At 43.7% G+C, this 24,334-nt stretch carries 24 protein-coding genes; 17 read left to right on the forward strand and 7 right to left on the reverse strand.

The window, feature by feature from the left end:
• Nucleotides 1-23: 23 nt before the first annotated feature.
• Nucleotides 24-536 carry a peptide-methionine (S)-S-oxide reductase gene (locus BLQ88_RS26150; protein WP_229212870.1) on the reverse strand — a complete coding sequence of 171 codons (513 nt, stop codon included), beginning with the start codon at nucleotides 534-536 and terminating at the stop codon, nucleotides 24-26.
• Nucleotides 537-770: 234 nt separating this feature from the next.
• Between BLQ88_RS26150 and BLQ88_RS26155 the strand changes: the two genes are divergently transcribed.
• Nucleotides 771-1,673 carry a hypothetical protein gene (locus tag BLQ88_RS26155; RefSeq protein ID WP_090155954.1) on the forward strand — a complete coding sequence of 301 codons (903 nt, stop codon included), beginning with the start codon at nucleotides 771-773 and terminating at the stop codon, nucleotides 1,671-1,673.
• A gap of 84 nt (nucleotides 1,674-1,757) precedes the next feature.
• Here BLQ88_RS26155 and BLQ88_RS26160 read toward each other — a convergent pair whose 3' ends face one another.
• On the reverse strand, nucleotides 1,758-3,458 hold the full coding sequence (locus BLQ88_RS26160; RefSeq protein WP_090155955.1) for a hypothetical protein: 1,701 nt from the start codon (nucleotides 3,456-3,458) through the stop codon (nucleotides 1,758-1,760).
• Nucleotides 3,443-5,452, reverse strand: a complete 2,010-nt coding sequence (locus BLQ88_RS26165) for a hypothetical protein (protein WP_143016936.1) — start codon at nucleotides 5,450-5,452, stop codon at nucleotides 3,443-3,445. Before BLQ88_RS26165 ends, BLQ88_RS26160 begins: the two co-directional genes overlap by 16 nt.
• Nucleotides 5,453-5,812: 360 nt before the next feature.
• Here BLQ88_RS26165 and BLQ88_RS26170 point away from each other — a divergent pair, with 360 nt between their 5' ends.
• Complete coding sequence (locus tag BLQ88_RS26170; protein ID WP_090155957.1) at nucleotides 5,813-6,238, forward strand: helix-turn-helix domain-containing protein; 426 nt, start codon at nucleotides 5,813-5,815, stop codon at nucleotides 6,236-6,238.
• Nucleotides 6,239-6,249: 11 nt separating this feature from the next.
• Here the strand turns inward: BLQ88_RS26170 and BLQ88_RS26175 are convergent, their stop codons facing one another.
• From BLQ88_RS26175 to BLQ88_RS26185, 3 genes are all read right to left on the reverse strand, one after another.
• Entirely contained in the window at nucleotides 6,250-7,668 is a 1,419-nt protein-coding gene (locus tag BLQ88_RS26175; protein WP_090155958.1) for a DUF8370 family protein, read from the reverse strand.
• A gap of 101 nt (nucleotides 7,669-7,769) precedes the next feature.
• Entirely contained in the window at nucleotides 7,770-9,842 is a 2,073-nt protein-coding gene (locus tag BLQ88_RS26180) for a tetratricopeptide repeat protein (protein ID WP_090155959.1), read from the reverse strand.
• A gap of 192 nt (nucleotides 9,843-10,034) precedes the next feature.
• Nucleotides 10,035-10,505, reverse strand: coding sequence for a JAB domain-containing protein (locus tag BLQ88_RS26185; protein ID WP_090156011.1), 471 nt, complete (start codon nucleotides 10,503-10,505; stop codon nucleotides 10,035-10,037).
• A 428-nt stretch (nucleotides 10,506-10,933) separates the two neighbouring features.
• Between BLQ88_RS26185 and BLQ88_RS36845 the strand changes: the two genes are divergently transcribed.
• The 15 genes from BLQ88_RS36845 to BLQ88_RS26255 all read left to right on the forward strand — a co-directional run bounded on the left by BLQ88_RS36845 (nucleotide 10,934) and on the right by BLQ88_RS26255 (nucleotide 22,345).
• Entirely contained in the window at nucleotides 10,934-11,101 is a 168-nt protein-coding gene (locus BLQ88_RS36845) for a hypothetical protein (RefSeq protein ID WP_176885115.1), read from the forward strand.
• On the forward strand, nucleotides 11,094-11,417 hold the full coding sequence (locus BLQ88_RS26190) for a hypothetical protein (protein ID WP_090155960.1): 324 nt from the start codon (nucleotides 11,094-11,096) through the stop codon (nucleotides 11,415-11,417). The genes BLQ88_RS36845 and BLQ88_RS26190 overlap by 8 nt, the downstream gene beginning before the upstream one ends.
• 99 nt (nucleotides 11,418-11,516) lie before the next feature.
• The gene (locus tag BLQ88_RS26195) at nucleotides 11,517-11,843 is read left to right on the forward strand and encodes a DUF4134 domain-containing protein (protein WP_015810441.1); all 327 of its coding nucleotides are present in this window, start codon (nucleotides 11,517-11,519) and stop codon (nucleotides 11,841-11,843) included.
• Between the two features lie 11 nt (nucleotides 11,844-11,854).
• Nucleotides 11,855-12,196 carry a DUF4133 domain-containing protein gene (locus tag BLQ88_RS26200; protein ID WP_090155961.1) on the forward strand — a complete coding sequence of 114 codons (342 nt, stop codon included), beginning with the start codon at nucleotides 11,855-11,857 and terminating at the stop codon, nucleotides 12,194-12,196.
• Nucleotides 12,177-14,636: a TraG family conjugative transposon ATPase gene (locus tag BLQ88_RS26205; protein ID WP_090155962.1), complete on the forward strand. Its 2,460-nt coding sequence runs from the start codon at nucleotides 12,177-12,179 to the stop codon at nucleotides 14,634-14,636. The genes BLQ88_RS26200 and BLQ88_RS26205 overlap by 20 nt, the downstream gene beginning before the upstream one ends.
• A complete protein-coding gene (locus BLQ88_RS26210; protein WP_090155963.1) occupies nucleotides 14,633-15,310 on the forward strand; it encodes a conjugal transfer protein TraI in 678 nt (225 codons plus the stop codon). The genes BLQ88_RS26205 and BLQ88_RS26210 overlap by 4 nt, the downstream gene beginning before the upstream one ends.
• 7 nt (nucleotides 15,311-15,317) lie before the next feature.
• Nucleotides 15,318-15,959, forward strand: coding sequence for a hypothetical protein (locus BLQ88_RS26215; RefSeq protein ID WP_090155964.1), 642 nt, complete (start codon nucleotides 15,318-15,320; stop codon nucleotides 15,957-15,959).
• Nucleotides 15,960-15,965: 6 nt separating this feature from the next.
• A complete protein-coding gene (locus BLQ88_RS26220) occupies nucleotides 15,966-16,598 on the forward strand; it encodes a hypothetical protein (protein ID WP_090155965.1) in 633 nt (210 codons plus the stop codon).
• Nucleotides 16,599-16,609: 11 nt separating this feature from the next.
• Nucleotides 16,610-17,731 carry a conjugative transposon protein TraJ gene (gene traJ / locus BLQ88_RS26225; RefSeq protein ID WP_090155966.1) on the forward strand — a complete coding sequence of 374 codons (1,122 nt, stop codon included), beginning with the start codon at nucleotides 16,610-16,612 and terminating at the stop codon, nucleotides 17,729-17,731.
• A gap of 12 nt (nucleotides 17,732-17,743) precedes the next feature.
• Entirely contained in the window at nucleotides 17,744-18,361 is a 618-nt protein-coding gene (traK, locus tag BLQ88_RS26230; protein ID WP_090155967.1) for a conjugative transposon protein TraK, read from the forward strand.
• A gap of 3 nt (nucleotides 18,362-18,364) precedes the next feature.
• The gene (locus tag BLQ88_RS36850; protein ID WP_176885116.1) at nucleotides 18,365-18,787 is read left to right on the forward strand and encodes a hypothetical protein; all 423 of its coding nucleotides are present in this window, start codon (nucleotides 18,365-18,367) and stop codon (nucleotides 18,785-18,787) included.
• Complete coding sequence (traM, locus tag BLQ88_RS26235) at nucleotides 18,762-20,078, forward strand: conjugative transposon protein TraM (protein WP_176885117.1); 1,317 nt, start codon at nucleotides 18,762-18,764, stop codon at nucleotides 20,076-20,078. Before BLQ88_RS36850 ends, traM begins: the two co-directional genes overlap by 26 nt.
• Nucleotides 20,079-20,106: 28 nt before the next feature.
• Entirely contained in the window at nucleotides 20,107-20,934 is an 828-nt protein-coding gene (traN, locus tag BLQ88_RS26240; RefSeq protein ID WP_090155969.1) for a conjugative transposon protein TraN, read from the forward strand.
• 23 nt (nucleotides 20,935-20,957) lie between these two features.
• Nucleotides 20,958-21,752, forward strand: a complete 795-nt coding sequence (locus BLQ88_RS26245) for a hypothetical protein (protein WP_090155970.1) — start codon at nucleotides 20,958-20,960, stop codon at nucleotides 21,750-21,752.
• A gap of 317 nt (nucleotides 21,753-22,069) precedes the next feature.
• A complete protein-coding gene (locus BLQ88_RS26255) occupies nucleotides 22,070-22,345 on the forward strand; it encodes a helix-turn-helix domain-containing protein (RefSeq protein WP_090155972.1) in 276 nt (91 codons plus the stop codon).
• Nucleotides 22,346-23,084: 739 nt separating this feature from the next.
• Here BLQ88_RS26255 and BLQ88_RS26270 read toward each other — a convergent pair.
• A complete protein-coding gene (locus BLQ88_RS26270; protein ID WP_090155975.1) occupies nucleotides 23,085-24,137 on the reverse strand; it encodes a DUF932 domain-containing protein in 1,053 nt (350 codons plus the stop codon).
• Nucleotides 24,138-24,334: the final 197 nt, after the last annotated feature.

The following is a 24,334-nucleotide window of genomic DNA, read 5'->3' on the forward strand; positions in this document are numbered from 1 at the left end:
ATGATAGCTTAAAACTCAGCGGTTCAATTCATTGGTCTTAAATGATTTGAAAACTGGCGCAACAAAATCTTCAACTTCGGATCAATGAACGTCTTACAGAAAGGCTTGTCAGGATTTTTCGAATAGTAATCCAGATACTTCTCATCATTCAGCTCAAATTCGCCGAACGGCGTTACCTCAGTGATAATACTTTGGTAAAAATCCGCTTGCAATTTCTCAATGGCCTGACTTGCGAAGGAACGTTGCTCGTCGGTAAATGCATAGACAGCAGATCTGTATTTGGATTGCATGGAGTGGTCGGACGTACAGCTGTGGGTATGGAGGTGGATTTCGATCAGTGTTTTCAGTGATATTTGAGCCGGATCGAATTCGACCACGATGGCTTCGGAAAACCGGGTTGGGTTATCATCGAACGCAATCCACCCCTGGCTAACATGGATCACGCCTTTCAATGATTGAAATATGGCCTCGGTGCACCAATGACAGCTTCCGCCCAATCCGATTTTTTCGCACAACACCATAACGCTTATCTTCATATTATTTATCCGATCTACGACCGCTAAGAATCAACAAAATTTCCGATCAAAGTTCGCTCGATAGCCAAGTAAGGAAGCAGATTATCCAAATACAACCATGAGGCATTACACAATATCTGAGTAAGTAATAAGCTGGTATCACCTTTCTAATGGTAAAGTTTAGAATTCTTCGAGCGTGATAGATTGGCTCTCAACACAAGCGTATTGTTACCAGTCATTTGAAAAACCGAGACTATGGCATTTAGACTTAGGAGCCAGCTAAGTGAGAATCAAATTGAATCTGATGTGGCATCATACCTAGGCTGCATCACTCCTATATGGTCGGCAAGATTTAGGTTGATTTCAGTGAATGAGCAACTTACCGGTGCGGACAAGTTATTCAACCGGTTCCTGCCGATATATATGCAATTCAAAGTCTCCCAGGGCCTAAAACCAGAACGATCATTTACTGATAGAATTGTCAGAACCCCGTTAACGCGGATCATTCAGTATCGGGAAGAAAACAACTTATCGGGTAATCCTATTCTCTATTTCCAGTTACGCCGTCAGGCTCGAATGGCAACAGATTTTCAGCATAACATTCTTTTTAAATTAAATCAGCCTCCTGACCAGTTTAGCCTCTATATAGCTCCTCTGACACTAAATGATTCGGAATATTATAAATTGATGCACCCAAAGTGGTATATGAGATTGAGCCCGTTTGATCCATTTTTACATAGAGAACTGGCAGTACACGATGCGGTAATCAGAAAGAACATTCTGCTAGGGAATAATCCTTTTTTACGTCATCATATTTCTATACCTCCACATACACTGGTGGACACTCACGAACATCATTATTCCTATTCACAGACAGGTGGTGATGTGGCCTGGCACGGTGGCGAATTACGGCAAGGTGATTTTCGGTTATCAACACAGATGAATCGTATACTGAATTATTTTTACAATTCATCCAATATTGGTTTTACGGCAGAAAGCTTCGCCGAATTTATAGTCAAGTTTAGGCAGGAAAATGGTATGTCAGAATATACTGGTAGAGACAATGATGCGAGAGTTGATACAATTCGCAATTTTGCCTACCAACTATTGCAGCAATACGGCATAACACTTATGCTACTTGGCGACATCGAAGGATAACCTCTCGGCAACGTCAGAACCGACAGCCAGGCAATTTAATTATTAAAACTTTGCGATGCTTTATCCTAATAGTTATGGTCTACATCAAGATAGTGAAGCTCTGACATCGCCCGGAAAAAACTCCGACTTATAATAAACATGAGCCAGTGTCCGAAGGAAGGGAAATCCGGCTTTGTCTGTCCGATACGTTATTTGCTCGAAAATTCGATTTCCCGTTGCCTCGCGATACTCCTCAGCAGTAGCAGGATACTCGATCGAAGATTCAATCAGAAATTCTTCATCCATGTGATCTGTGAACAGCCTTTCCTCGATGTCAAATTCGACTGTGTTCGGGATGGCTAGCTGGAAATCAATCTCCGAGTCGGAAAGTAGTCGCAACGCATCTGCCCAAGGTCTATCACGTTTGAGTGATGCCAAGATATCTAGTAGTGATGGAATAAGCAGCGATGATTCATCCGAATAGTTGTACGGCCTCTCCGAAGTCGCCACATATTCGATCAACGGATTTAAGTTCAGTGAGATCGACGGATAACGGCCACTCACATCTCTGATTACAAAAATTGAATCCAAATTGCCAATAACATAGTCCCCAACAAATTTGCGGTCAGCCTTCGAAACTTGCTTACACCCTAAAATGTAATTGATCGTAGCTAGAATTGGGATGCTGTGCGAATCAAGTAATGGTCGTTGACAAGCCGAATTTGAGTCAATCAGCTTTTTTAGGTATCGCTTATGAACACCTTGAAGTCTGACAGTCCTCTTTACATCTGCAGTTTTGCGAAAAGTTGGGAACCAGTGACTGGCCTCGAAATAATAAACAAGCAGTCCCAAGTACTCGAAAGAGCGCATCGGATATCCAATCGCCTCAAATGGCCCCGCGCGTTCAGCAAACAGACCGTTCGGAAGCGCAGCCGCTGCACTGGTTTTCTTGAAATACTCTCGCAGGAACTGGAAATGCATTGTAACCATTCGCCTGAATTCAGTAGTCACGCTTTTAGCTGTGTCAAGTTTCTTACGAAGAATTTCGAGCCAAGTTTCTAATAGAAGAAAATTAAGTGCATCGATAGCAGGATAAAGATTGTCATTTTGCCGGCATTTACTCCAGACGATTCGACCGAGAAGAATCAATGTGGCCCACGCAGACTTGAATTTCCGCTTATGTTTTGGCTCCGGAAGTCGAGCGAGCAAATTTTTAACTAGCTGGCGGAAGTCAACTTGATTGTAGTCAGTTGTATCAATAAGTAACAAAACTCTTCTGAAAAGTCGGCTGTCAACCTGATTTGGGATTAGATGTTCATTGAACAGATACCTATCAAACTCGTGTGTGAGCCAATCTAAATCCCATCGTTCAAAATTTCCATCGGGAAAAGTGTTACTGATGAATCCATCAAACGTTTGCCTGAAATTTTCCTTAATGTCTCCATTGTGCGCCAAAACAAATTTGATGGGGAGCTTTTCGAAGGCTGGTACTCCGGCGTGGCGAAAGGGAGTGTCCTTCGCTTCCAATAGTGACATGCGAATTCCGTCATTGTCATAAAATGTCTGATCATCAACGTGCCGACTTCTCCCACCTTTAACTTCACAATAATACCGATGCAGTTTTCCACTTTCGTCTGGCCCAATCGCGACAATGTCCTTGCCGTATTGTGATTGACCTTTTGAACGAGCCGGTGTCGCAAGCACTCTAAAACCTTTGGCAATCAGCAATAATGGCAAAATTGCATCAAGTTCCTGGTCTTCTGTCAGGTTTTCCAAATACTCTCTAATAACTAGACCGTTATCCATTCGTCAAAATCAGTCTTATCGGATTGCCAATTAGCTGCTAATGCCAGCTTTCGCTCTAAATCAAATCGTTCAGGATTCAACAAATGAAGACGCGGCCAAGTATATGACGACTGAAATCGTCCCAATTTGGTGACTTCATCCCTTTCTCGGTGTTTCCAGCCGCCTCCCTTTACTAAAACTACTTTCTTAGCAAAACTTAGAATGCCCTGGCGATTATTTAGGCTATTATTTATTTGCTCATTCATTCTATGCCTATGCAGCTCTCGGAACCTGTCATAATATTGCGGTTGACAGATAGACGGATGAAACTCAATAATGTTATTCTTAATGTCAAGCATTGCACAAAAAGACGCGTAGTGGGTTTTAAGTCGCACTACGGCAGTCATTAGTATCCCCGCATTTTCCTCTGAATATCTCTCCACAACTGTGATCACTTCCTCATGATACGATTCGGTCAATTCTTCTAATTTGCAAAGAAGTGCCTCAGCCACCACCTCATTTTTGGCGTGAAGCAATGGCAAGAGCCAGACCAAACTAGTTTTCGGACTAGCCTCGAGACTAAGAATTGACATCCACAGCTTATACTGTGAGATGGGGTCTAACTCCGCCAGATTTTGGTAAAACTGGTCTCGGAAAGGTTGATTTTTGAAGCAACTCAACATTTCTACGCCGAGGTAGCGAACTTCTCCAACGTCATGAACAATAAGATGAATCAACTTTTTACAAAGCCCATCAATACTTTCGGTGCTGCTTTGGATTTGATACATTGTTTCCTGAAATAGATCGCGATCAAACTTAAATGGATAGCAGAGCGCGAAATTTTGAAAAAAATCGAAGACTATGTTTAGATCTGACACTTCTTCCAGGAGGGCGTCAAAACTTATGAGACTTTTCTGATCTGCTAGATATTCATAGGTTATGTTTGGGTTTTTCAATAAATCTCCCGCTAAGTCAATTGTCTGAGAAGGGTATTTTTCGACGCTAGCGCTAAGTGACAGTAAAACTTGCTTAGCTGTTGGCAGGTCTGCGCTGGGAACGATGTCTTTCAATACTTGGAAGCACTCATCTACAAATGTGACATCTTCGAAGCCAAGGCGAGCAACCAATCGTGTTACAGCATATGGAACATGATGACGTGTTACCTCAATCCCCAGATTGCATTTCTTCACCAAGCGAAGAGCTTCAAATGCTCGAGATTGCTCAGAAAATTCAAAATGGTGAATTGCGCCTAGTATGTAACTTTGGTTGTCGACTAGCTCAATCTCGCTTCGGACTAATAGCCAAGCCCTTTCGGGATCATGCTTAATCAAGCCACTTAAAAACAAAGTCCGCATGATCCGGAACTCTGCAGGCAAGTCGAGGATAAGTCTCTCAGCTTCTTTGAAGTCTTGTCCTACTACACGCTCAATGAGCGGGTTTACATTTGGCCAAATTATCAGGTCATTCCAGCTAAAAAAGTGATGGCAAGCGTTCGCTATGTCACTTGCGCATAGTGGTAAAGTGTCCGCTACTTTGCAATAAGCCTGCAAAAATTCTAAATTGATTTTGGAGATCCGCTCGGAATCGAGCCGAGGTATCCAGTCTGAAAAGGTTTCTCCACTGGTTTCATGAATCAGAGCCAAAAGAAGTTCCATTATTCGATCAGCTAGTAACGTAATTCCCGTTCTTCCTTTCTCATCCGACAGCTCCGTTACACTCTCAAACAACTCTACTAGTTGCTCCACACTGCTTGGAACTTTTGATCGTAAATCTGGAATAGTACCGTTTAGGACTGTATAAGCAAAAAAATAATTTGGCACTATTACCCATTTCTTAGTGAGTTCGTCAAACGATATAAGTTCTAATCCACGTGACTCGTCCCAATCGATGACCGATTCGTCAGCAATTTTATCGAGTATCATTCCCTTTTCAAGATAGATACTGAATAAAGATTTGAGCACTTTATTCAGCTTGTCGTCTGACAAAATCTCATTCTCAGTCTTAGAAAAAATCATTTGGGGCTGTTTCGTTATGCATGGTACTACTTGCTCAGACAGCAATTTACAAGACCTTCTCGGATCATCAAACAAAGCACAAATGTTAACCTTAGACACTTGCGATAAGTCCCGCACCTGTATCAAGATCATAGCCTGAAAACCATCAATAGTCACACCGAGAAACAGAGTCATATACCCTTCGACACCTAAAAGCACCAAAGAGATTCATGTAGTCAGGGTAAATGCGGAAGTCTGCTATTAAAGTGACGACTAATACCGCCCAAGGTTGGTAATATACACGAAACACCAGTAAGATATCCGAGCACTTCCCGGCAGATTTATATAAATTGCTTTTTTTAACCAAACACCCTTTTCCACATGGCACATACTACCTCCAACCCGAAGATCCACGAAGGCCGTAACTTAAAGCGTTTCAGAGAGTTATTTAACTACAAGCAGGACGCGCTGGCGTTTGAGCTCGGCGAAGATTGGAACCAGCAAAAAATCTCGCTCCTCGAACAAAAAGAAAAGATCGATTCCGACATTCTGGAGCAAGTCGCGGCGATTCTCAAAATCCCGGCTGAGGCGATTCGTAATTTCAATGAGGATCAAGCTATAAATATCATTACTACTACTTTCAATGATCAGGCTGTCGGCAGCTCTGTGAATTACGGGACTATTCAGAAAGATCCAATTGACCAGTTAATGAAGCTTCATGAGGAGAAGATTGCTTTGTATGAGCGGATGTTGAAGGAGAAGGATGAGATGATGGAGCGGTTGGAGCGGTTGATTGGGGAAAGGTGAAATAAAGTATCTTATCTTCTTTTACTCGCTGATATTTGTTTCCTGCCATCAATTATGATAACCTCGGGCGATCTTTGTCCTTGATTTCGCATACTCTCAGCTAGTGCCAGAACTTTATCGATGTTCTTTCGATTTTCTTTTGTCTGAATAATCAAAAAAATACTGGTATCGGTTTTTTCAGCTTTATTGTAAGTTGGTAGCTGAATCTCAAATCCTTTAATCAGGCTAGAATTTGTAGAATATTTAAGCTCAACATTTACCTTCGATTTGAAGCCGCGAGATATTTTAAAGTCGAGCGAACCAACACCTCCATTAATCTCCCGATTTAAATCAAGGTCATTAGCAATGCAGTAGACCTCTGCGATACCATAGAACAAAAGTTGAGCCGAGCGCTCGACTTTCAATTTACCGTTATCATCATATAAATATTCAAACCATCCATTATTTTCAATCAAAGAGGCATACTGTTCACAAATCCTTTTGACTACCTCGATAATGTTATCAGCAGTAATTGGATTAAATGGAGAGAGATCCAATGGGTGAGAATCAATAGCAGATTCAGACAGCTCAGCCCATATTACTTCTCCAACAGGGTCATTCTCAAAATCATAAGAAGTTCTAATCTTTCTTTTGTATTGGTCGATCAAATCGATTAATAACTCAGGGTTCTTTAACAATATTTGTTTTAGCTGCTTCTTAGACATTTTTGAGGCGGCCTTCCAACTAACGCCTATCAACTTGTTGACTCTCTGACGTAACTCCTCATTATACCTCCCAACTCTATCAATATCATCCCAATCGATTGCGATTGGCAAATTATTCAGAAGACTCCTAGGTACAAATAATAATGCCCTCTTATTTTGGTAATCATAAGGGACCAAATAAACTTCCCCTTTAATCTTAACACTTCTTGTTTTAATGCTCAATTCTGAACATAATCTTTGAGTATATTTCGCAAAGTTTTCGAGAAGAATCGAAATCGTCATGTCACTAATACGATCAGCGCCAATTCCATCCTCGATCATTCCTACCAATTCGAAAATGATTGGATCGTTAATCCCTGCTTCAAATATTTGAGTGACTGTATCAAGCATTTTAGTCGCCAAAATTGGCCCTATTGCGTTGCCAAAAGTTCCTCCCTTTGAATACCCCAAAGCAGTATTGGCCCTTTCTCGAAATTGTAGCTTTCTATGCGCTTCTCTCCAAAATGTATCTCCTCGTTGCTTGCTATTTGAAATTAGTATTCCAACATTTCTAAAATATTCTTGAAAAATAGCATGTGAGTCTTTGAACTCGGGAATTGTCGATTTACTGAGAAGTCCTGGATCAATATGTAATCTGCTGTCAATATCTATAAAGCTATCGAATATTCCCTTTTTTTGGAATTCCTTGCCATCAACTTTCAGCAGAGTACTAAGTTTACGAAGCATGACACATTTAGTTATATTAGAAATTGCCACAGATTAGAATTGGACTTACTTCTAACTAATAAGAAATATAGGTTACACTCTTATCAATACAAACTCGATCTCTATTTGAATGGAAGACTAGAAATGAATATTTCGGGCCTGACATTTGTCTTTTCCAAGTGATAGTAGAACGCTGATGCCCACTCATCTGCACGATTTACCTTTGGCCCTAGAACGATTTTAGTGATACATGGACCGATCGGAAATGTATTAATATAAACCTTTGGAGGGGTGAAGTTCATATCGACTTCCTTTGGAAACATTCCTCCACGAATTATGATTCTCACTTCTTGCTCATGCTTGTAATCTTCCGTTTTGAATAAATATTTAATTTGACTCAAAAGTGATTCCAAGAAATACACCTCCGTCTCATCGTGGCCGTATTTATCATAATATTCTCTTACTTGTTCTTTGAGTTCATTCATTCTGTGATTTAGTGAGACATTCCCTTCTGGTGAGAGCGTAGGAACAATAAATGTAGACGTTGAAGTCTGATAATAGGCTACTTGGAAAAACACAAAATCTTGGTCAAAATTTTCACCAGAGGATTGTTGCAGAATATTCCTGAAATAAGACTTATCACTATTGTAAATAAATTCGTTGAATTGGTTAAGCAATTTATTTGAATTAACCGTGATCGAACATCCCTGTGCTTCATCCGCTCCCTCTTTCCCATACATCCGCCACAATGTCAAATCATTTGTTTCACTTTCTTGAACAAAACTTCCAATAAACCATTTAGGCAGAAATTTTTTGTCAATTACTCTTTCAAATTTTCCTATGGTAGAATTTGGAATTTCTAAATATCTAGATAATTCTGTCCCCTCAGATGTATCATTTAAGAATGTCCCTTCCGACAATCTGAATTTGCTGTCATTTAGAATTAAATTTTTTGCAACAGATAAACTTGTAAAATGTGCTACACTTCGACCCTCAGTCGCTAAAAGGTTACGGATTTTGTTGATGACTAATAATATTCTAAAAAGTTGATCATTGCGTCTATAACGTTGTAACTCATCATTAAAAATTTCAACTATTACACTAAAATAGGTATCTGTCTCCTCAATATTTATCCAAGCTCGTTCAAAATCTGAATAGGCTGTAATCATGTACTCGTAAGCCTTGTCACTCTCACTGATGCTTGATAATTTGCTGTAAACGAGAGCACGATTATAATAATTTTCAAAATTATCAGGCAAAAGTGCAATCGCCTGAGTGTAACTGGAAATCGCTTCTTCGTAGCTTTCCAATGCTCTAAATGCATTACCTCTATATGCATAGCAGGCGGCCAAATTAGATCTATCATTTGGAGAAGCATTTTCTTTTAGATACGACTTACTAAGAATAAATGCGGCTTTTTCAAAGTTATCTAATGCATCTTCATGGTTGCGGTTAAACAAATGATTTATACCAAGATTCATAAAAACCAATGCATTTTTCTCATTTTTTCTAGCAATTCGATTAAACCATGCGTTTGATTTCGCGTATTCCTTTTGCTTTTGGTGAATCGATGCTATCTCAAACATTAACTTTTCAGTTCGACCATATGTTTTCATGGCTCTCTCAATAGTATCGCTTGCTTCAACCATTTTGTCTAGCCGTTGATAAACTTCTGACAGGCCGATAAAAAGCTCTACTGACTTTCCATAGCTTATTCCCAATTTAAAGGTTTTCTTCGCAGCTTTAATGTCACCTAGTTTAAGATAGCACTGTCCCATAATCTCAAACACTGTTTCGAAGTCGGGTGCTATGCTTGATACTATCTTCAAAAGCTCAATTGCCCGTCCATAATTTCCAGAGTTATAATTCTTTACGCCAAGGTTATAGTAGGAGGATATATATCTTGGACTTGTTATGCTCTTTTGCTTGTTTTGGTAGCGTCGCTCATCTTGTTCAAAGATGCGCGCAATCGATTTTGCACGTTTATGCTTCGGGTTCAGGGTTAAAGCCTGTTGTAACGCGTCATCGCATTCAAAAAACCTACCTAACTCTCTGAAGGCAATAGCATATTCTGTCAAAATACTCGCATTCGCTCCCTCAGGTAAGCCTTCATTGTCATAAAGGTTCGCTATTGCTGAAAAATCATTTTGATCGTTTAAGTTTCGCAGCGACTTTAGTAATTCATCCAGGGTCATGAGTATTTTGGTATAGAGGTATGTAAGATCAATGTAATAAATTCCGATTAAACTTACCTAAATAAAAATACGGTGAGTTGGTTGCTAGACGTTAAAAAGCTAAATTTGACCATCAGCTCATATTGCAGCTATGGTCTATATCCGGTAAATTATGTGTTGCTTGACAAAACAGCTTGTGAGGCCACTTAGGCTTCACAAAAGAAACTCATCTGAAAACGAGCAAAATCCTTCCGCAGTCACGATCAAATGATCCAACACTCGGATATTCAGCAGCTCTCCCGCCTTTCTCATATTCTCAGTAACATACTTATCAGCATCACTCGGCACGAGCTGCCCGGAAGGGTGATTGTGTGCCAGGATAATTCCTGTCGCATTGGCCTTCAAAGCAGCCGCGAAAACGATCCTTACATCAGCACTTGCTCCTGAAATCCCGCCTTTGGAAACTTCGAAGATACCTAGCACACGGCTGGCGTTGTTCATAAGAATTATCTTGAACTCTTCGATGAATTCCAGTCTGTCTGGGTTCCAGCTTTGCATCAGCACCTTGTATGCATCTAGGGACGATTCTATTTTAGGACGCTGGCTTGCTTGTACTTTGGATTTGTAGATCAGCTCAATTTCTGCTACCTGATACAAGTTCGAGACATTCGCGAAGCTTTCCATAATTACCTTGATTTTGAAGTGATTGAATGAATTATGGCGCTTCATTCTGGCACTGAGCAAGCAAGTAGTGGAAGCAACGGAATAAAGGGAAGCCCGTGCGCAGATAGGTAGCGTGGACAGGTATTTATGCCGGGCTACGCGCCCCGGTGTTTATGCCGGAATTTCCACTACGCCCCCGCAGCCCTGTGCCTATCTTTGGGGCATCATTGATACAAGAAACTCTGTCAGGCATTCGAGCAATCCTCAATCCTTCGACAAGTATCTCCTAAATTGTAAAACATGTAACAAGTTGATTTTCAAATCGTCTGATCGGGTACAATTTGGGTACAACAAAAAGTTGTACTTGAAGTGCCTTGATTTCTGATGTTGTTTTGTCATGTCCTTTCGAGAAAGGCAAACGCATTCTTCACTTCAAAACAGCAGGGCTTATGTTACCACATTTCACCTGGACGGATTACTTTCTGGCAGTGGCGGTTATTGCGACTGTCTATTATGGGATCGTCGGTGCACTGTTCTACCGGCACGAAATCAAAACGTTTTTCAGCTCGCAAAACAAGCTTTGGCAGCGGGCGGGGAAGCCTCCCCCGAGTGGCTAGCCAACTAAGTGAGCCGTGGGCTGGTGAAGGGGAAAAAGCTATCGCGAAAAGACCAGCCTGGCAAAATGAAGAAGTGTTCGGCAAGGTGGAGGAGCTGGCCCAGCAAATCAGGATCAGCATATCGGAAGCCTGCCAAAAAGGATACGAACGGAGAGACCTGATCTTTCTGATCCAGCTATTAATCAAAGACTTTTCTGCCATCAAAGGCAGCCAGTTCCGACGGGCGATCGACAATGTGATTACTTCGGAATCGGCAAAATATGGCTTCATCAACCTCAGTGCTGTAGAGCTAGAGGAAGTCTGGAAGGAGGTTTAATGATGAGCCCGCTCTCCTGCGCTCCCGGGCCTTCGGGCTTGGGAGCCGCAAGGAGACAAACCAAGCAAATCAATTCAAAAACAATAATCAACGAGGCGTATGAAATGTGGGAAAGCGGCCCTTTCGATCAGGGCAAAACAAGTATGGGCATCAGCATTGCTTGCAGTAGTGGCAAGCGTAGTCAAAGCGCAAGACGGTGCGGCAGGTATTTCAGAGGCGGACAGCCAGGTGCGTAGCTATTTTGAGCCGGGTACACAGCTTATGTATGCTATTGGCGCGGTACTTGGTCTGGTAGGCGCAGTGAAAGTCTTCCAGAAATGGAATGCCGGTGATAATGATACCGGCAAGGTCGCGGCAGCGTGGTTTGGCAGCTGTATTTTCTTGGTTGTAGTCGCTACTGTATTGCAATCTTTCTTCGGCCTATAAGGGTAACCGTTATGGCGAGTACAAGCGTCTACCAAATCAACAAGGGGATCAATACGTCTATCGAGTTCAAGGGGCTCAAAGCGCAGTACATCTGGTATATGGGTGGGGCGGCAATCGTATTGTTTGCAATTTATACACTGCTGTATATCTGCGGGATCCGTTCTTACATCTGCGTGGGGATTGTGGTTTGCCTAGGCATTCCGATGATCATGGGGATTTACCATTTGAGCTCGGCATATGGAGAGCATGGCGTCACCAAGATGCTCGCGCGGCGAAGTATTCCCAAAAATGTGAAGTCCAATTCGAGGCGCATTTTCAAAACCAGCACTATTAATGGAAAAGTTACTGGATGATCTGATCCCAATCATGGATGTGGAGCACGATTGTATCCTATCCAAGCAGGGAGACATCACGGTGGTATTTCAGGCAGATTTGCCTGAAATATTCACCCTCTCTGACCACGACTATGAGGCTTTTCATCAAACGTGGGTGAAAGCGCTCCGGGTGCTGCCACCACACTCTGTTTTCCATAAGCAGGACTGGTTTGTCGACAGCCGCTACGAGCCGGACTTTTCGCGGGAGGATAAAAGCTTCCTGTCGATGCAGAGTGAACGTCATTTCAATGAGCGACCATTTTTGGATCACACCTGCTACATCTACATCACCAAAAAGCCAGCGAACCGGAAGGTATCCAGCTCGCTGGTCTCCAACCTGATCCGCGCGGCTTTGATGCCGGAAGAAACGATGGATGAGAAGGTATTGCAGGAGCTGCATAGCTTCGTAGGTCAGTTCAGGCATATTATGGAAGACAGTGGATTTGTAAAGCTTCGAAGATTAAAGGATGAAGAGCTTTGGAGCAACGGCGTGAAGGCCGGGATCATTGAACAGTATTGTTACCTATCCGGCAAGTGCGAGCCACTGATCAAAGATATGCAGTTTGATGAAAACATCCGGATCGGAAGCCAGCACTGTCAACTCTATACGCTGGCAGATACCGAAGATTTACCGTCAACATGCGGTTCGCAAAACAGCTTCGATCGGTACTCAACCGACAAGACCAAATTTAGCATTGGGTACGCTTCGTCATTGGGCCAACTTTTAAGCTGCAACCACATTTACAACCAGTACATTTTCATCGACGACGGGCCGAAAACACTTCGGAAGATGGAAACGAAAAGATTGCGGCTGCAATCGCTGGCGGCTTATTCCCGAAAGAATGCGATTGCGCTCGACGCAACGAATGCTTTTCTGAATGAAGCAATATCAGGTCAACGAATGCCGGTGAGGGCGCATTTCAATTTGCTGGTTTGGACTGAAAAGCAGGAAGAACTCAACGAGCTAAACAACAAAGTTTCGGCAGCACTAGCCCAAATGGAAGCTGTTGCAAAAAAGGAGACAACCGGTGCACCCCAGATTTATTGGGCAGGCATTCCCGGCAACGCGGCGGATTTTCCAATGAATGAGACGTTTGATTGTTTCGCTGAACAAGCGTCGTGCTTTCTAAACCTGGAAACGGGTTACCGGTCTTCGATCAGTCCAGTTGGCCTACGGTTGGGTGATAGGCTTACGGGAAAACCGGTTCACGTTGATATAAGCGACGAACCGATCAGAAAGGGGATTTGCACGAACCGAAACAAATTCATTCTCGGTCCCTCTGGAAGTGGTAAGTCGTTTTTCACTAACCACATGGTTAGGAGCTATTATGAACAGGGTTCGCATATCGTGCTGGTGGATGTAGGGCACTCTTACAAAGGCTTGTGTGATCTGGTGAATGGCTACTATTTCACCTATCAGGAAACGAATCCAATCAAGTTCAACCCCTTTCACATTGCTGAGGGTGACTCGCTGGATACTGAGAAAAAGGAAAGCATTAAGACGCTGATCCTGGCACTTTGGAAGAAGGACAATGAGGTCTTTAAGCGAAGTGAATATGTGGCTTTGTCCAACGCGCTGACATTGTACTACGCCTACATTGATGAATACGAGGAATTCGCCTGTTTCAATACCTTCTACGAATTCCTGCGGGACGAGTTCGTGCCGATTCTGGATGAGGACAAAGTCAAAGACCGGGATTTTGACGTGGCCAATCTGCTATACGTTTTGCGGCCGTACTACAAAGGTGGGGAGTTTGACTATCTGCTGAATGCGACCGAAAACATTGATCTACTGAACGAGCGATTCATCGTCTTTGAGCTGGATAATATCAAAGACCACCCAATCCTGTTCCCGGTCGTAACGATCATAATCATGGAGGTTTTCATCAGCAAAATGAGGAAGTTGAAAGGGATCAGGAAGATGATATTGATTGAAGAAGCCTGGAAGGCGATCGCCAAAGAAGGTATGGCAGATTACATAAAGTATCTGTTCAAAACGGTCCGGAAATATTTGGGGGAGGCGATTGTAGTTACTCAGGAGGTAGAGGACATTATCAGTTCTCCGGTAGTCAAGCAGGCCATTATTAATAACAGCGACTGCAAAATCCTGCTCGACCAAAGTAAATACCAGAACAAATTTGGACAGATACAGGAACTACTCGGGCTTACCGAAAAGGAGAAAACTCTTATTCTGTCAGTCAACAAAGCCAACGATCCGTTACGAAAGTACAAAGAGGTTTTTATCAGTCTGGGCGGCACGCTTTCGAGAGTGTATCGGACCGAGGTGAGCTTGGAGGAGTATCTGTGCTACACGACCGAAGAAAGCGAGAAAATCAAGGTGATTGAATACGCGGCTCGTTTCGGCAGCATGCAAAAAGGGATCGCGGCATTAGCAGAGGAGATCAGATCAACATCATGAGAAAGCACATTCTATTTTTCACATTGGCCTTCGCACTTGTCGCGACACCGGTCAAGGAAGCAGAAGCAGCGAATCCTTGGGCGGCGATTATCAAAGCAGCGATTAAAAAGGTAGTGAAGGCGGTCGATTTGATGATCCAAAGGCGGCAAAACAAGGTAATCCGGCTCCAAAATGCACAGAAAGCCATTGAAAACACGATGGCGAAATTGCAACTGGACGAAATCACTGATTGGGTGAAAAAGCAGCGAGATCTGTATAAAAAGTATTACGATGAGCTAAAAAAGGTCAAGGCCGTTATCGCTTATTACTTCAAGATCAAGCAGATTGCCGACAAAAATTCAAAGTTGGTCGACGAATACCGAAGGTTTTGGGGATTGGTTTCCAATGACAAGCATTTCACCACACAGGAGCTAGACTACATCTTCAAGGTGTATGTAGGCATCCTGGAAAATTCCTCCAAGAACGTTGACCTGCTGAAAATGATTGTCGAATCCTTCACTATGCAGATGACCGATGCCAAGCGGCTCGAACTGATCGAAAATGCGGCTGACAAAACCGACCAGCTTTATAGTGACCTGACCAGGTTCAATCAGGAAAATGCGATCCTGAGTATCAGCCGGGCCAAAAGTCAGCATGAAGTGGAGACCGTGAAAAAGTTGTACGGCATTAATTAGTCTGAACATGAGAACAATCCTGATTGTCCTGACCATGATTTTCATCAATACTGGCTTGCAAGCGCAAACATTCAAGGAATGGTTCCGGCAGAAAAAGACGCAGAAGAAGTACCTGATCGAGCAGATCGCCCAGTTGAAGATCTATTTGGAGCTCACTGAAAAAGGTTACAAGATCGCCAAGGAAGGCCTAACGATGATCGGCGACTTGAAACGAGGTGAATTCAAACTGCATAAAAACTACTTCGATTCATTGAAGGTGGTTAATCCGAAGATTGCTGGTCTGCCGAAAGTTAAATGGATCGGGACATTTTACGGAGAGGTCAAAAGCGTGTGTAGCTCCTGCATTTCGAAACTCGGTCAAAGTGGCTATTTGACAAACGATGAGCTAGCTTATTTACGATCAGTTTTCGACCGTGTAACTGCTGACTCGGACCAAATCCAGGCGGCTGTAAAAGAGATTACCAGCGACGGGAACCTGGCCATGACCGACAACGAGCGATTGAAAAGGATCGACGGACTTTACGATCAAATTCTGTTCAACTATACGTTCTCAAAAGCGTTTTGCAATGAATCTGCTGTGCTGGCAGCAGCCAGGATGAAAGAGAAAGAGGATGTGGTAACCGGCCGACAATTACACGGCGCAAATTGAAACGCAATGAGAATCGCCCTGATAGTACTTATAGTAATCGCGTTGGCCGTTCCGAACCAGACAAAAGCGCAAACTCCCGAGGTAACTCAATTGATCTTAAACATCCAAAAGCTGAACCAGCTGCGGAAGATCCTCAAAGAATTGAAAGCCGGGTATGACATTCTTTTTAAAGGTTATACGACGATTAAGGATATTTCCAAAGGAAACTTCAAGCTTCACGAGGCATTTCTGGACGGGTTGCTAGAAGTGAGCCCAGCTGTGAAACGCTACAAACGCATTGCAGAAATCGTGGATTTTCAATTGAAACTGGTTTCCGAATATCGATCAGCGTTCGCACAATTCCAGTCAGGGAAGTACTTTAATAAGGACGAGCTGGAATATATGTCAAGGGTTTATGCCCGGTTAATAAACCAAAGCATTAAGAATCTGGACGCACTTACAATGGTGGTGACTGCCAAGAAAATGCGGATGTCGGATGATGAACGCCTGGCAGCAATCGACAAAATTCACGAAGAGATGCAGGATAAATTGATATTCCTGCGCCATTTCAATTCAACTGCCGCCACACTCGGCTTGCAGCGTGCCAAAGTTTTTGTGGAGGTAGAAACGAGTGCGCACCTAAACGGCGTCAATCCATAATCCAAAATTTTATGAATGCATTGATTAGAACCGCCTTAGTAACGGTGATTGGCATCGCTTTGCCTCAAATGGCTTCTGCACAAGGGTTTCCAGATCAGATCAGCGGACTGCATAGCGTGCTCGACAAGCTTTATGATGAAATGATGCCGATGTGCGCAAAGTTGATCGGCGTAGCCAGGGGAATAGCAGGGTTTGCAGCAATCTGGTACATAGCAGCACGTATCTGGCGGCATCTAGCCAATGCGGAAGCGATCGACTTTTATCCACTCTTCCGGCCATTTGCGATCGGGTTTGCAATTCTGATTTTCCCTTCGGTGTTGGCGATGATCAATGGGATCATGTCGCCCGTAGTCAATGCAACTGCTGCAATGGTGGATGGTTCGAACGAGGCAATCACCATCCTGTTGAAGAAAAAGGAGGAGGCAATTATGAAAACCAACGCGTGGCAAATGTATGTGGGCGCAGCGGGCAATGGCGACCGGGACAAATGGTACAAATACACGCACGGAAATGAGGAGCCTTCGGGTGAAGGGATTTTGGCAAGTTTAGGCAATGATATCAAATTCTCGATGGCCAAGGCTTCCTACAATTTTCGCAACTCTATCAAGGAGTGGATGAGCGAGATTTTAAGATTACTGTTTGAAGCAGCTGCACTCTGCATCAATACGCTGAGAACATTTCAATTAATAGTGCTCGCCATTGTTGGGCCGATTGCTTTCGGAATTTCAGTTTTTGACGGGTTCCAGTTTACGTTAACTGGCTGGATTGCCAGGTACATTAACATTTTCCTTTGGCTGCCAGTCGCAAACATCTTCGGGGCCATCATCGGAAAGATCCAGGAAATGATGCTGACGCTGGATATTAGTCAGGTTGAAGGTGCGGGTGATACCTTTTTCAGCTCGACGGACTTAGCCTATCTGGTATTCCTCATTATCGGCATTGTCGGGTATTTCTCTGTTCCTGCAGTTGCAGGGTTCATTATCCAGGCAGGGGGCGGAAACCCATATCTCTACAAGGTCACAACATTATTCTCTCAGACGGCGACCGGTTTCGGCAACAGAGTATTTCCCGCTGGCGGCGGTTTCGGTACACTGCCAAGAAACACGGCTATGCCTAAATCTCAGAATTCTTAACCAATCAATGTCATGTTTACAAAAGCCAAAAATCTGGAAACAGCATTCCGGCATGTGCGCGGATTTACAATGCTGGTAGTGTTGGGCTGCATAGGTTTCTGCTGCTTTGCGATCTACAAAAGTTATCAGCTGGTGGATGAAACTCAGGACAAAGTCTACATCCTGGCAAGTGGAAAAGTGCTCGATGCCTATGCGTCTGAACGAAATGAGAATATTCCGGTCGAAGCTCGGGATCATGTGGCCACCTTTCACCGATACTTCTTCACGCTTGACCCTGATGATAAGGTGATACAATCTAATCTAGTCAGGGCGCTTTATCTGGCAGATGTCTCAGCCAAAACGCAATATGAAAATTTGAAAGAGTCTGGCTACTACGCCAGCATCATCTCAGCAAACATCAGCCAGCAGATCAGCATTGATACGGTGGAGGTGAAGACCGAAGATTATCCTTACCAATTCCGATGCGTTGCGTCCCAGCGCATTATTCGCTCCACCAGTATCGTCACCCGGCGGCTGGTTACGGAAGGATTTCTTAGAAGCGTGTCCAGAAGTGATAACAATCCACATGGATTCCTGATCGAACGCTGGACGACGCTTGAAAACAAAGACATCAATGTTCAAAACCGATAGCTTATGTTTTACAATTTCAACAGACACAAACAGCTTGCCGCCCAAATGTCTGGCGGCCCGGTCCGGCGTGCCCCAGCATCACCCAGGTTTCAAGGAAACAGGAAATGGGGACTTTGGAAAAGAATCACTGTGAGGGTGGCACGACTGCCACTGAAATGGCAGCACGCGGTATCAATCGCGCTGCTCTCCGCAGGAATTGGATATAGCTTTTCGCTGATTCTCCCTGACTATCAAATTGCCGCATTGTCAAAGGTCTTCAAAAATGGTAGCAGAAACCAAAAGACAATCAGAGCGGCGACGTCAAGTCCACGTCAGCAGGCTTTTGAAGCTTACGTCGACAGCTTGGAGCAAACACACTTCCGGGACAGCATTTATCAATCACAACAAACCGCAAAAGATTATGCAGAACAAACCATACACCCGTAAATTCTTACAAAAGCGTAAGTTTTATACAGTCCTGCCACTGCTGGTTTTTCCATTTCTCACACTAATTGCCTGGGCATTATTCGGTAAGGGAGACGGAGGATTGGTGTTATCAAAAGAGCGAAAAGGACTGATTATGAGCCTTCCAGATGCCTTTTTGAAAGATGAGAAAGACTTGAATAAAATGGGCTATTACCAAAAAGCGGCCGAAGATTCTGCAAGGCTTCGCAATCTTATTGAGAAAGACCCGTACTATCAGGACACGCTACTCGCCTCGAAATCCGGCCCATTGGGTGTGCCGCTCAAAAATCTGGAAGGGCCGGGAAAAACTAAGAAAGCAATCACTGGCCAAACTTCTGAAAATGCCGATCAGGCTGACAGAGAAGTATTCCAAAAACTCCAAGAACTAGACAAGGTCTTATCAAAAACCAGCAATCCAAATTTTGACGATCCCGCTAAGTCCGAAATAGCAGCGGCCCAAAAGGAAGATGGAAATCACGAGCGACTTGCGCAGTTAGAACACATGATGGCTGGGCTTGGGGAAGAAGACGATCCAATCACTGAGGCCGATCCGGAAATGGCCGAGCTAAATGGAATGCTTGACAAGATAATGCAAATTCAAAATCCGGATCTGCAACTTGAACAGACTCGAAAGCTATCACTTGAAAATAGAAAGCAGGTCTTTCCGGTAACAGCGGTTACTGATCAAGTGCATTTCACCTTTCTTAGTGGGCAGCGCGAACCCTCAGATAGTTTAAAGCATCTCATTTCGAATCAAATGAATGGTTTTCATTCGCTAGAAAATCATCGAGGTGCGAGCCAAAGTCAAAACGCGATCGAAGCGGTGATCGATCAAAATCAAACACTCGTGACGGGAGCTACAATCAAATTTCGGCTTGCCACGGACATTTTAATTGCCGGCACTCACATTCCGGCTGGAAGCTTTCTTTACGGTAAAGCTAGCCTCAATCAGGAAAGGCTTCGCGTGAATATTGAGTCTGTCAAGTATCGTAATTCTCTGTTTGCCGTCAGCTTGTCGGTTTACGATTTGGATGGAATGGAAGGGATTTACGTTCCCGGCGCCCTGTCTCGCGATGTTGGTAAACAATCTTCTGACCGTGCGATTCAAGGGATTAACATTCCAATCATCGACCCTTCATTAGGCGCACAAGCTGCGAGTGCAGGTATCGAAGCTGCCAAGACATTCCTGGGCCGGAAAACAAAGCTAATCCAGGTTTCGGTGAAGGCTGGCTATAAAGTTCTGCTCAAAGACGCCAACGCCAAATCGGTCTAATCTCTATTCATTTTAAGAATCAAATATCATGAGAAATTTTCTTTTGAGTCAGCTACTGCTATGCCTAAGCTTTGTCGGAATAGCCATTTGTCAAGGCGTCGAAACGAACGATATACAGGCAATTCCGCTGGAAATCACCACCAGCAAAACTACGCACCTCGTATTTCCATACAGCATCAAAACGGTGGACCGCGGGAATGGAGAAATCCTTGCGCAAACGGCGGCTGGCTTTGACAACATCCTGCAAGTCAAAGCCGCTATGGCATCTTTCGATACGACCAATCTGACTGTTATCACAGGTGATGGGACGCTTTACTCGTTTATAGCGAGCTACTGTCCGAATCCTGTCTCAATTAATATAAGAATCGGTAAATCAATGAACGTTGGCGCTACGTCAGTAGCAGAACCAAACGAAGCGGAGATTGAGCAGGCGTTGATCCAAGCAAGTCAAAACGATTCCAGTAATGTCAGAATAAAAGACCAATCTTCTCAGACAAAATTGGAGCTATCAGGCATTTACATCTGCGGCGATATTTTGCTTTACAAATTGACACTTACCAACAACTCACCGATTGAATATGATATCGAAAGTCTGCGGTTTTCCATCAGGGACAAAAAACGACCTAAGCGTACAGCGATTCAGGAAACCTATATCAAGCCATTCCGCGTGCTGAGTGATACGACCTCAGTCGGCCCAAAAGCGGAGCACACTTTCATTTACGCAATACCCAAGATGACGATTCCGGACAAAAAGCTTTTGTCAATCGCGCTCCATGAAAAAAATGGCGGCAGGCATCTAAACCTTAAAGTTCGAAACAGGCATATCCTGAAATCCCTTCCCTTGACGACTCATTAATCCAACCTTAAATCATAGAAATCATGAACGAGAAAAATTTCGAATACCTGCGCGACCAGGTAAAATACTCAGGCTTCGGCGACGGCCTGGAGGCTCAGCTGAGGGAGAGTATCAAAAATCAGCCACTTGAATTCAGCGTGGAACATCAAACGGCATTCGGTAGAGACGAGGTAGAGAGCACACTGAATTTCAAAAAATCGTCGGTTACCGATATGTATTTTTTCAATAACTATCAGACCTCAGTAAAGCCTGATCAGGCTGCAGAGAAGGTAAACCAAACCTTCTATATCGGGAAGGACAACAATATCACTTTGAAAGAAGGGTACAATTTGTTGAGTGGCCGGGCTGTAAATAAAGATCTGACCAATAAGGAAGGGAAAATTTACAATGCATGGCTCCAAATGGATTTCAAGCAAACTGACAGCGCAGGAAATTTTAAGCTCAAACAGTTCCACCAGAACTACGGCTTCGACCTTGAAAAGGAGCTTTCCCGGCTGCCGGTCAAAGAACTGCAAAATAATCAAGATCGTGGCAGAGTCATTGACTCACTGCAAAAAGGAAACAGGCACGCGGTCACATTCCTGGAAACTGGTAGCGAACACCGGAGATATATTGAGGCCAATCCTCAATTCAAAACGATAACCATATTCGATGCCAATATGCACCGGCTTCAAACGAAGCAGTCTAAAGAGAATAAGCAGGAGAATGCCAGCAGACACGAGCAAAAAGTGTCGAGTGAGTTAGCGACAGACGACGCACCTGGCGGCGCTCCGGAAAAAAAGACGAAGAAATCAAAAGCTATGTCTATCAGTCAATGAATATGGATATAGCTAGGCACTTGGAAGGATTCTTTACAAATATCAGTGCAGACGCCAGGATTACGGTGACACATATCAGCGTCTACACTGCCATCCTTCAAACGACATACAAACTAGGGACGAACTGTCTGGCAATGTTCAGTTTTGAGCTGATGCAGATGGCCAAGATCTCAAGCGGTAAAACCTACTATAAAGCGGTGCGCGAGTTGAATGAGTTTGGATATATCCGATACGAGCCGTCATTCAACAAAAACCGGCCAAGTCGGATTGTCCTGCCGGACCCATTAAATTAAGTTAATCTTTTGAATCGGAAAGATATGAATGTTGAGCTAATTACGAGGGAAGATTTACAAAAGCTCCGGCGTGACCTCTTGGAAGACTTGAAACAGTTTATTTCAAATTCTGCCAGCGAGCCGAAGAAATGGTTGAAAAGCGCTGAGGTTAGGAAGCTGCTCAATATCTCTTCCGGGACATTACAGAATCTTAGAATCAATGGGGAGTTAAAACCGAATAAGATTGGAGGAACCTTCTATTACGCGTTCCAGGACATTCAGTCCCTGCTTCAATCAAACAATTTAAAACCAAAAAAATAATGGAGCGTCCAGTTTCAAAATATCTGAACCGTATCTTGGGGGATGCGCGGGTAAAAGTTTGGCATGTAGGCACTTATTTGGCGTTGGTTCTGCTCTGGGATAAAAACAAGCAATCGAGTCCGTTTCGGGTGACGCGTCGGCTGATCATGCAAATGTCCAGGGCACGGAGCCAGACCACATATCATAAATGTCTGCAGGACCTTGAAAGTTTGGGATACATCAAGTATTCGCCGTCATACCACCCTGGGGTGGCAAGCAAAGTATGGCTCGTCGAATCGTAAATACTGTACAGGCCTGTCTCAGATCTTGCGGTACGGAACGATCGATAGTATTTTTGGTAAGTTGTATTTATAGTCACTAATCTCCAATGATATGGTTTTAGCACTTAGCATTTCGTCCGTTATGATGTATGGGGCAGCACTTATTGCAATTGGTATCGGTCTCCGGCTCTTTGTGAGCCAGCGCAGATTTAACAGAAGGGGGTACGGTGGAGCTCAACATTACAGCACGTATTGGTCGGCCATTTTTATATCAACGTTTGAGGGAATTCTGATGATCGCTTCGGCATTGGCTATCGTCTCGGGAATATTTCTATTAGTCGTCGAGCTTTTCAATAATCGATAGCAAGGCCGTTTCAGATATCTTTCATATGAACCGCCCACGATGGGGAGCTGATTAAAGCTTCACATCGTGGGCGGCTTGCATATAAAAAAGAAAAGGAGAGCCAGGCTCCCCAACCTTAATTCAAACTCAGGCTTGAAATTCCATTTTTGGCAAAATCGGCACAAAGATTAAATGTCGTTTGCGCCCTCAGCTGTGCCGTACCGCCTAGCAGGATCGATTTTACTTTGGCTTCGTCGTCCTGAAATTTTCGCACATTCTGAAAATAGCCCGTGACAGCGTTGTATGCCCCGAAAACGGTCCCCATTGTCGTAGGCATTTGCTGCGTTGGATTTGTCAGCGCATATTCATACACATCGTCTACTATATTGGTAAATTGCGTAGACAGCGCATTGATTTTGCCATCTCTCAGATTGCCGAGAACTTCGCGGTTTGGAGCCATTGCGATTTCAATCAACTTCTTTAATTGCGGATCAGTGATTGGCTTTTTGACCCAATCGTTGAAAATCTCGCCGACCTCATCAGAAAATTTATTGGCGATACCCATAACCTTATGAGCTGTTCTCAAACGTTCGACGGCGTTACTTGTGTGCCTGATCTTTACAACGTTGGTCATGTTTTTCATCGCGGCATTTAAAGTGTTCGCGCAAACTATCCTTACAGGTGTAAACGCTGCCGTTATACTGCCGCTGCCATCGTGCGAGGTAGTCAGGAACAGATACTTTTCGATTAGATCGTTGCTACCAACCTGGATGTATCCTGGTAGTTTCGCTGTGATAAAGATCCTCTCACCTTTGCCAAGTGCCCCGGCAGTTTCATAAAGGATTCCGTCATTTCCGACAATACTGTCGAAAAACGTGAATGCGTCCCGGTTCTGAACAATCTGATAATCTTTGCCAACTACACCCAAGACTGCATTGTTGTCTGTTCTCATGGTCGCGAAATATCCCGGAACAGGTGCGGAGCCGCTTAGTTGTTGGTTCGATGAATTTTTGACCAGTGCGGTTAGATCTGCTTTTTCAACTTGATAGTCAAGCCCCGCGTGGGAGATTGCGTCTTTGCTGTTAGGGTACTGGTCGACAATTTGACCGAGGCCGTGCCAAGCTTTTTCTTTGACCGAGAAGAAACTGTGTTTGTCTGTGTTTTCGTCGAAATTGATGTTGTGAGCCATGATCGTAGCTGTTAGAAGTTAGAAATTGTTTTCTTTCTTCTTCCTCTCGCTCCCTCAAATGAATGTTTGACAAAGAAAAAACGAGAAAAAAGAAAGCCCTTCTAGCAGTGGCCCCGGATATAGCCAAAAGGAAACGGAATAAGTGCCGCAGGCTGGCGGTCGGCTTTCGGGCATCTACCAGCAATAAGAAAGGCCGC

This window comes from Dyadobacter soli, from assembly GCF_900101885.1.
Taxonomy (GTDB): domain Bacteria; phylum Bacteroidota; class Bacteroidia; order Cytophagales; family Spirosomataceae; genus Dyadobacter; species Dyadobacter soli.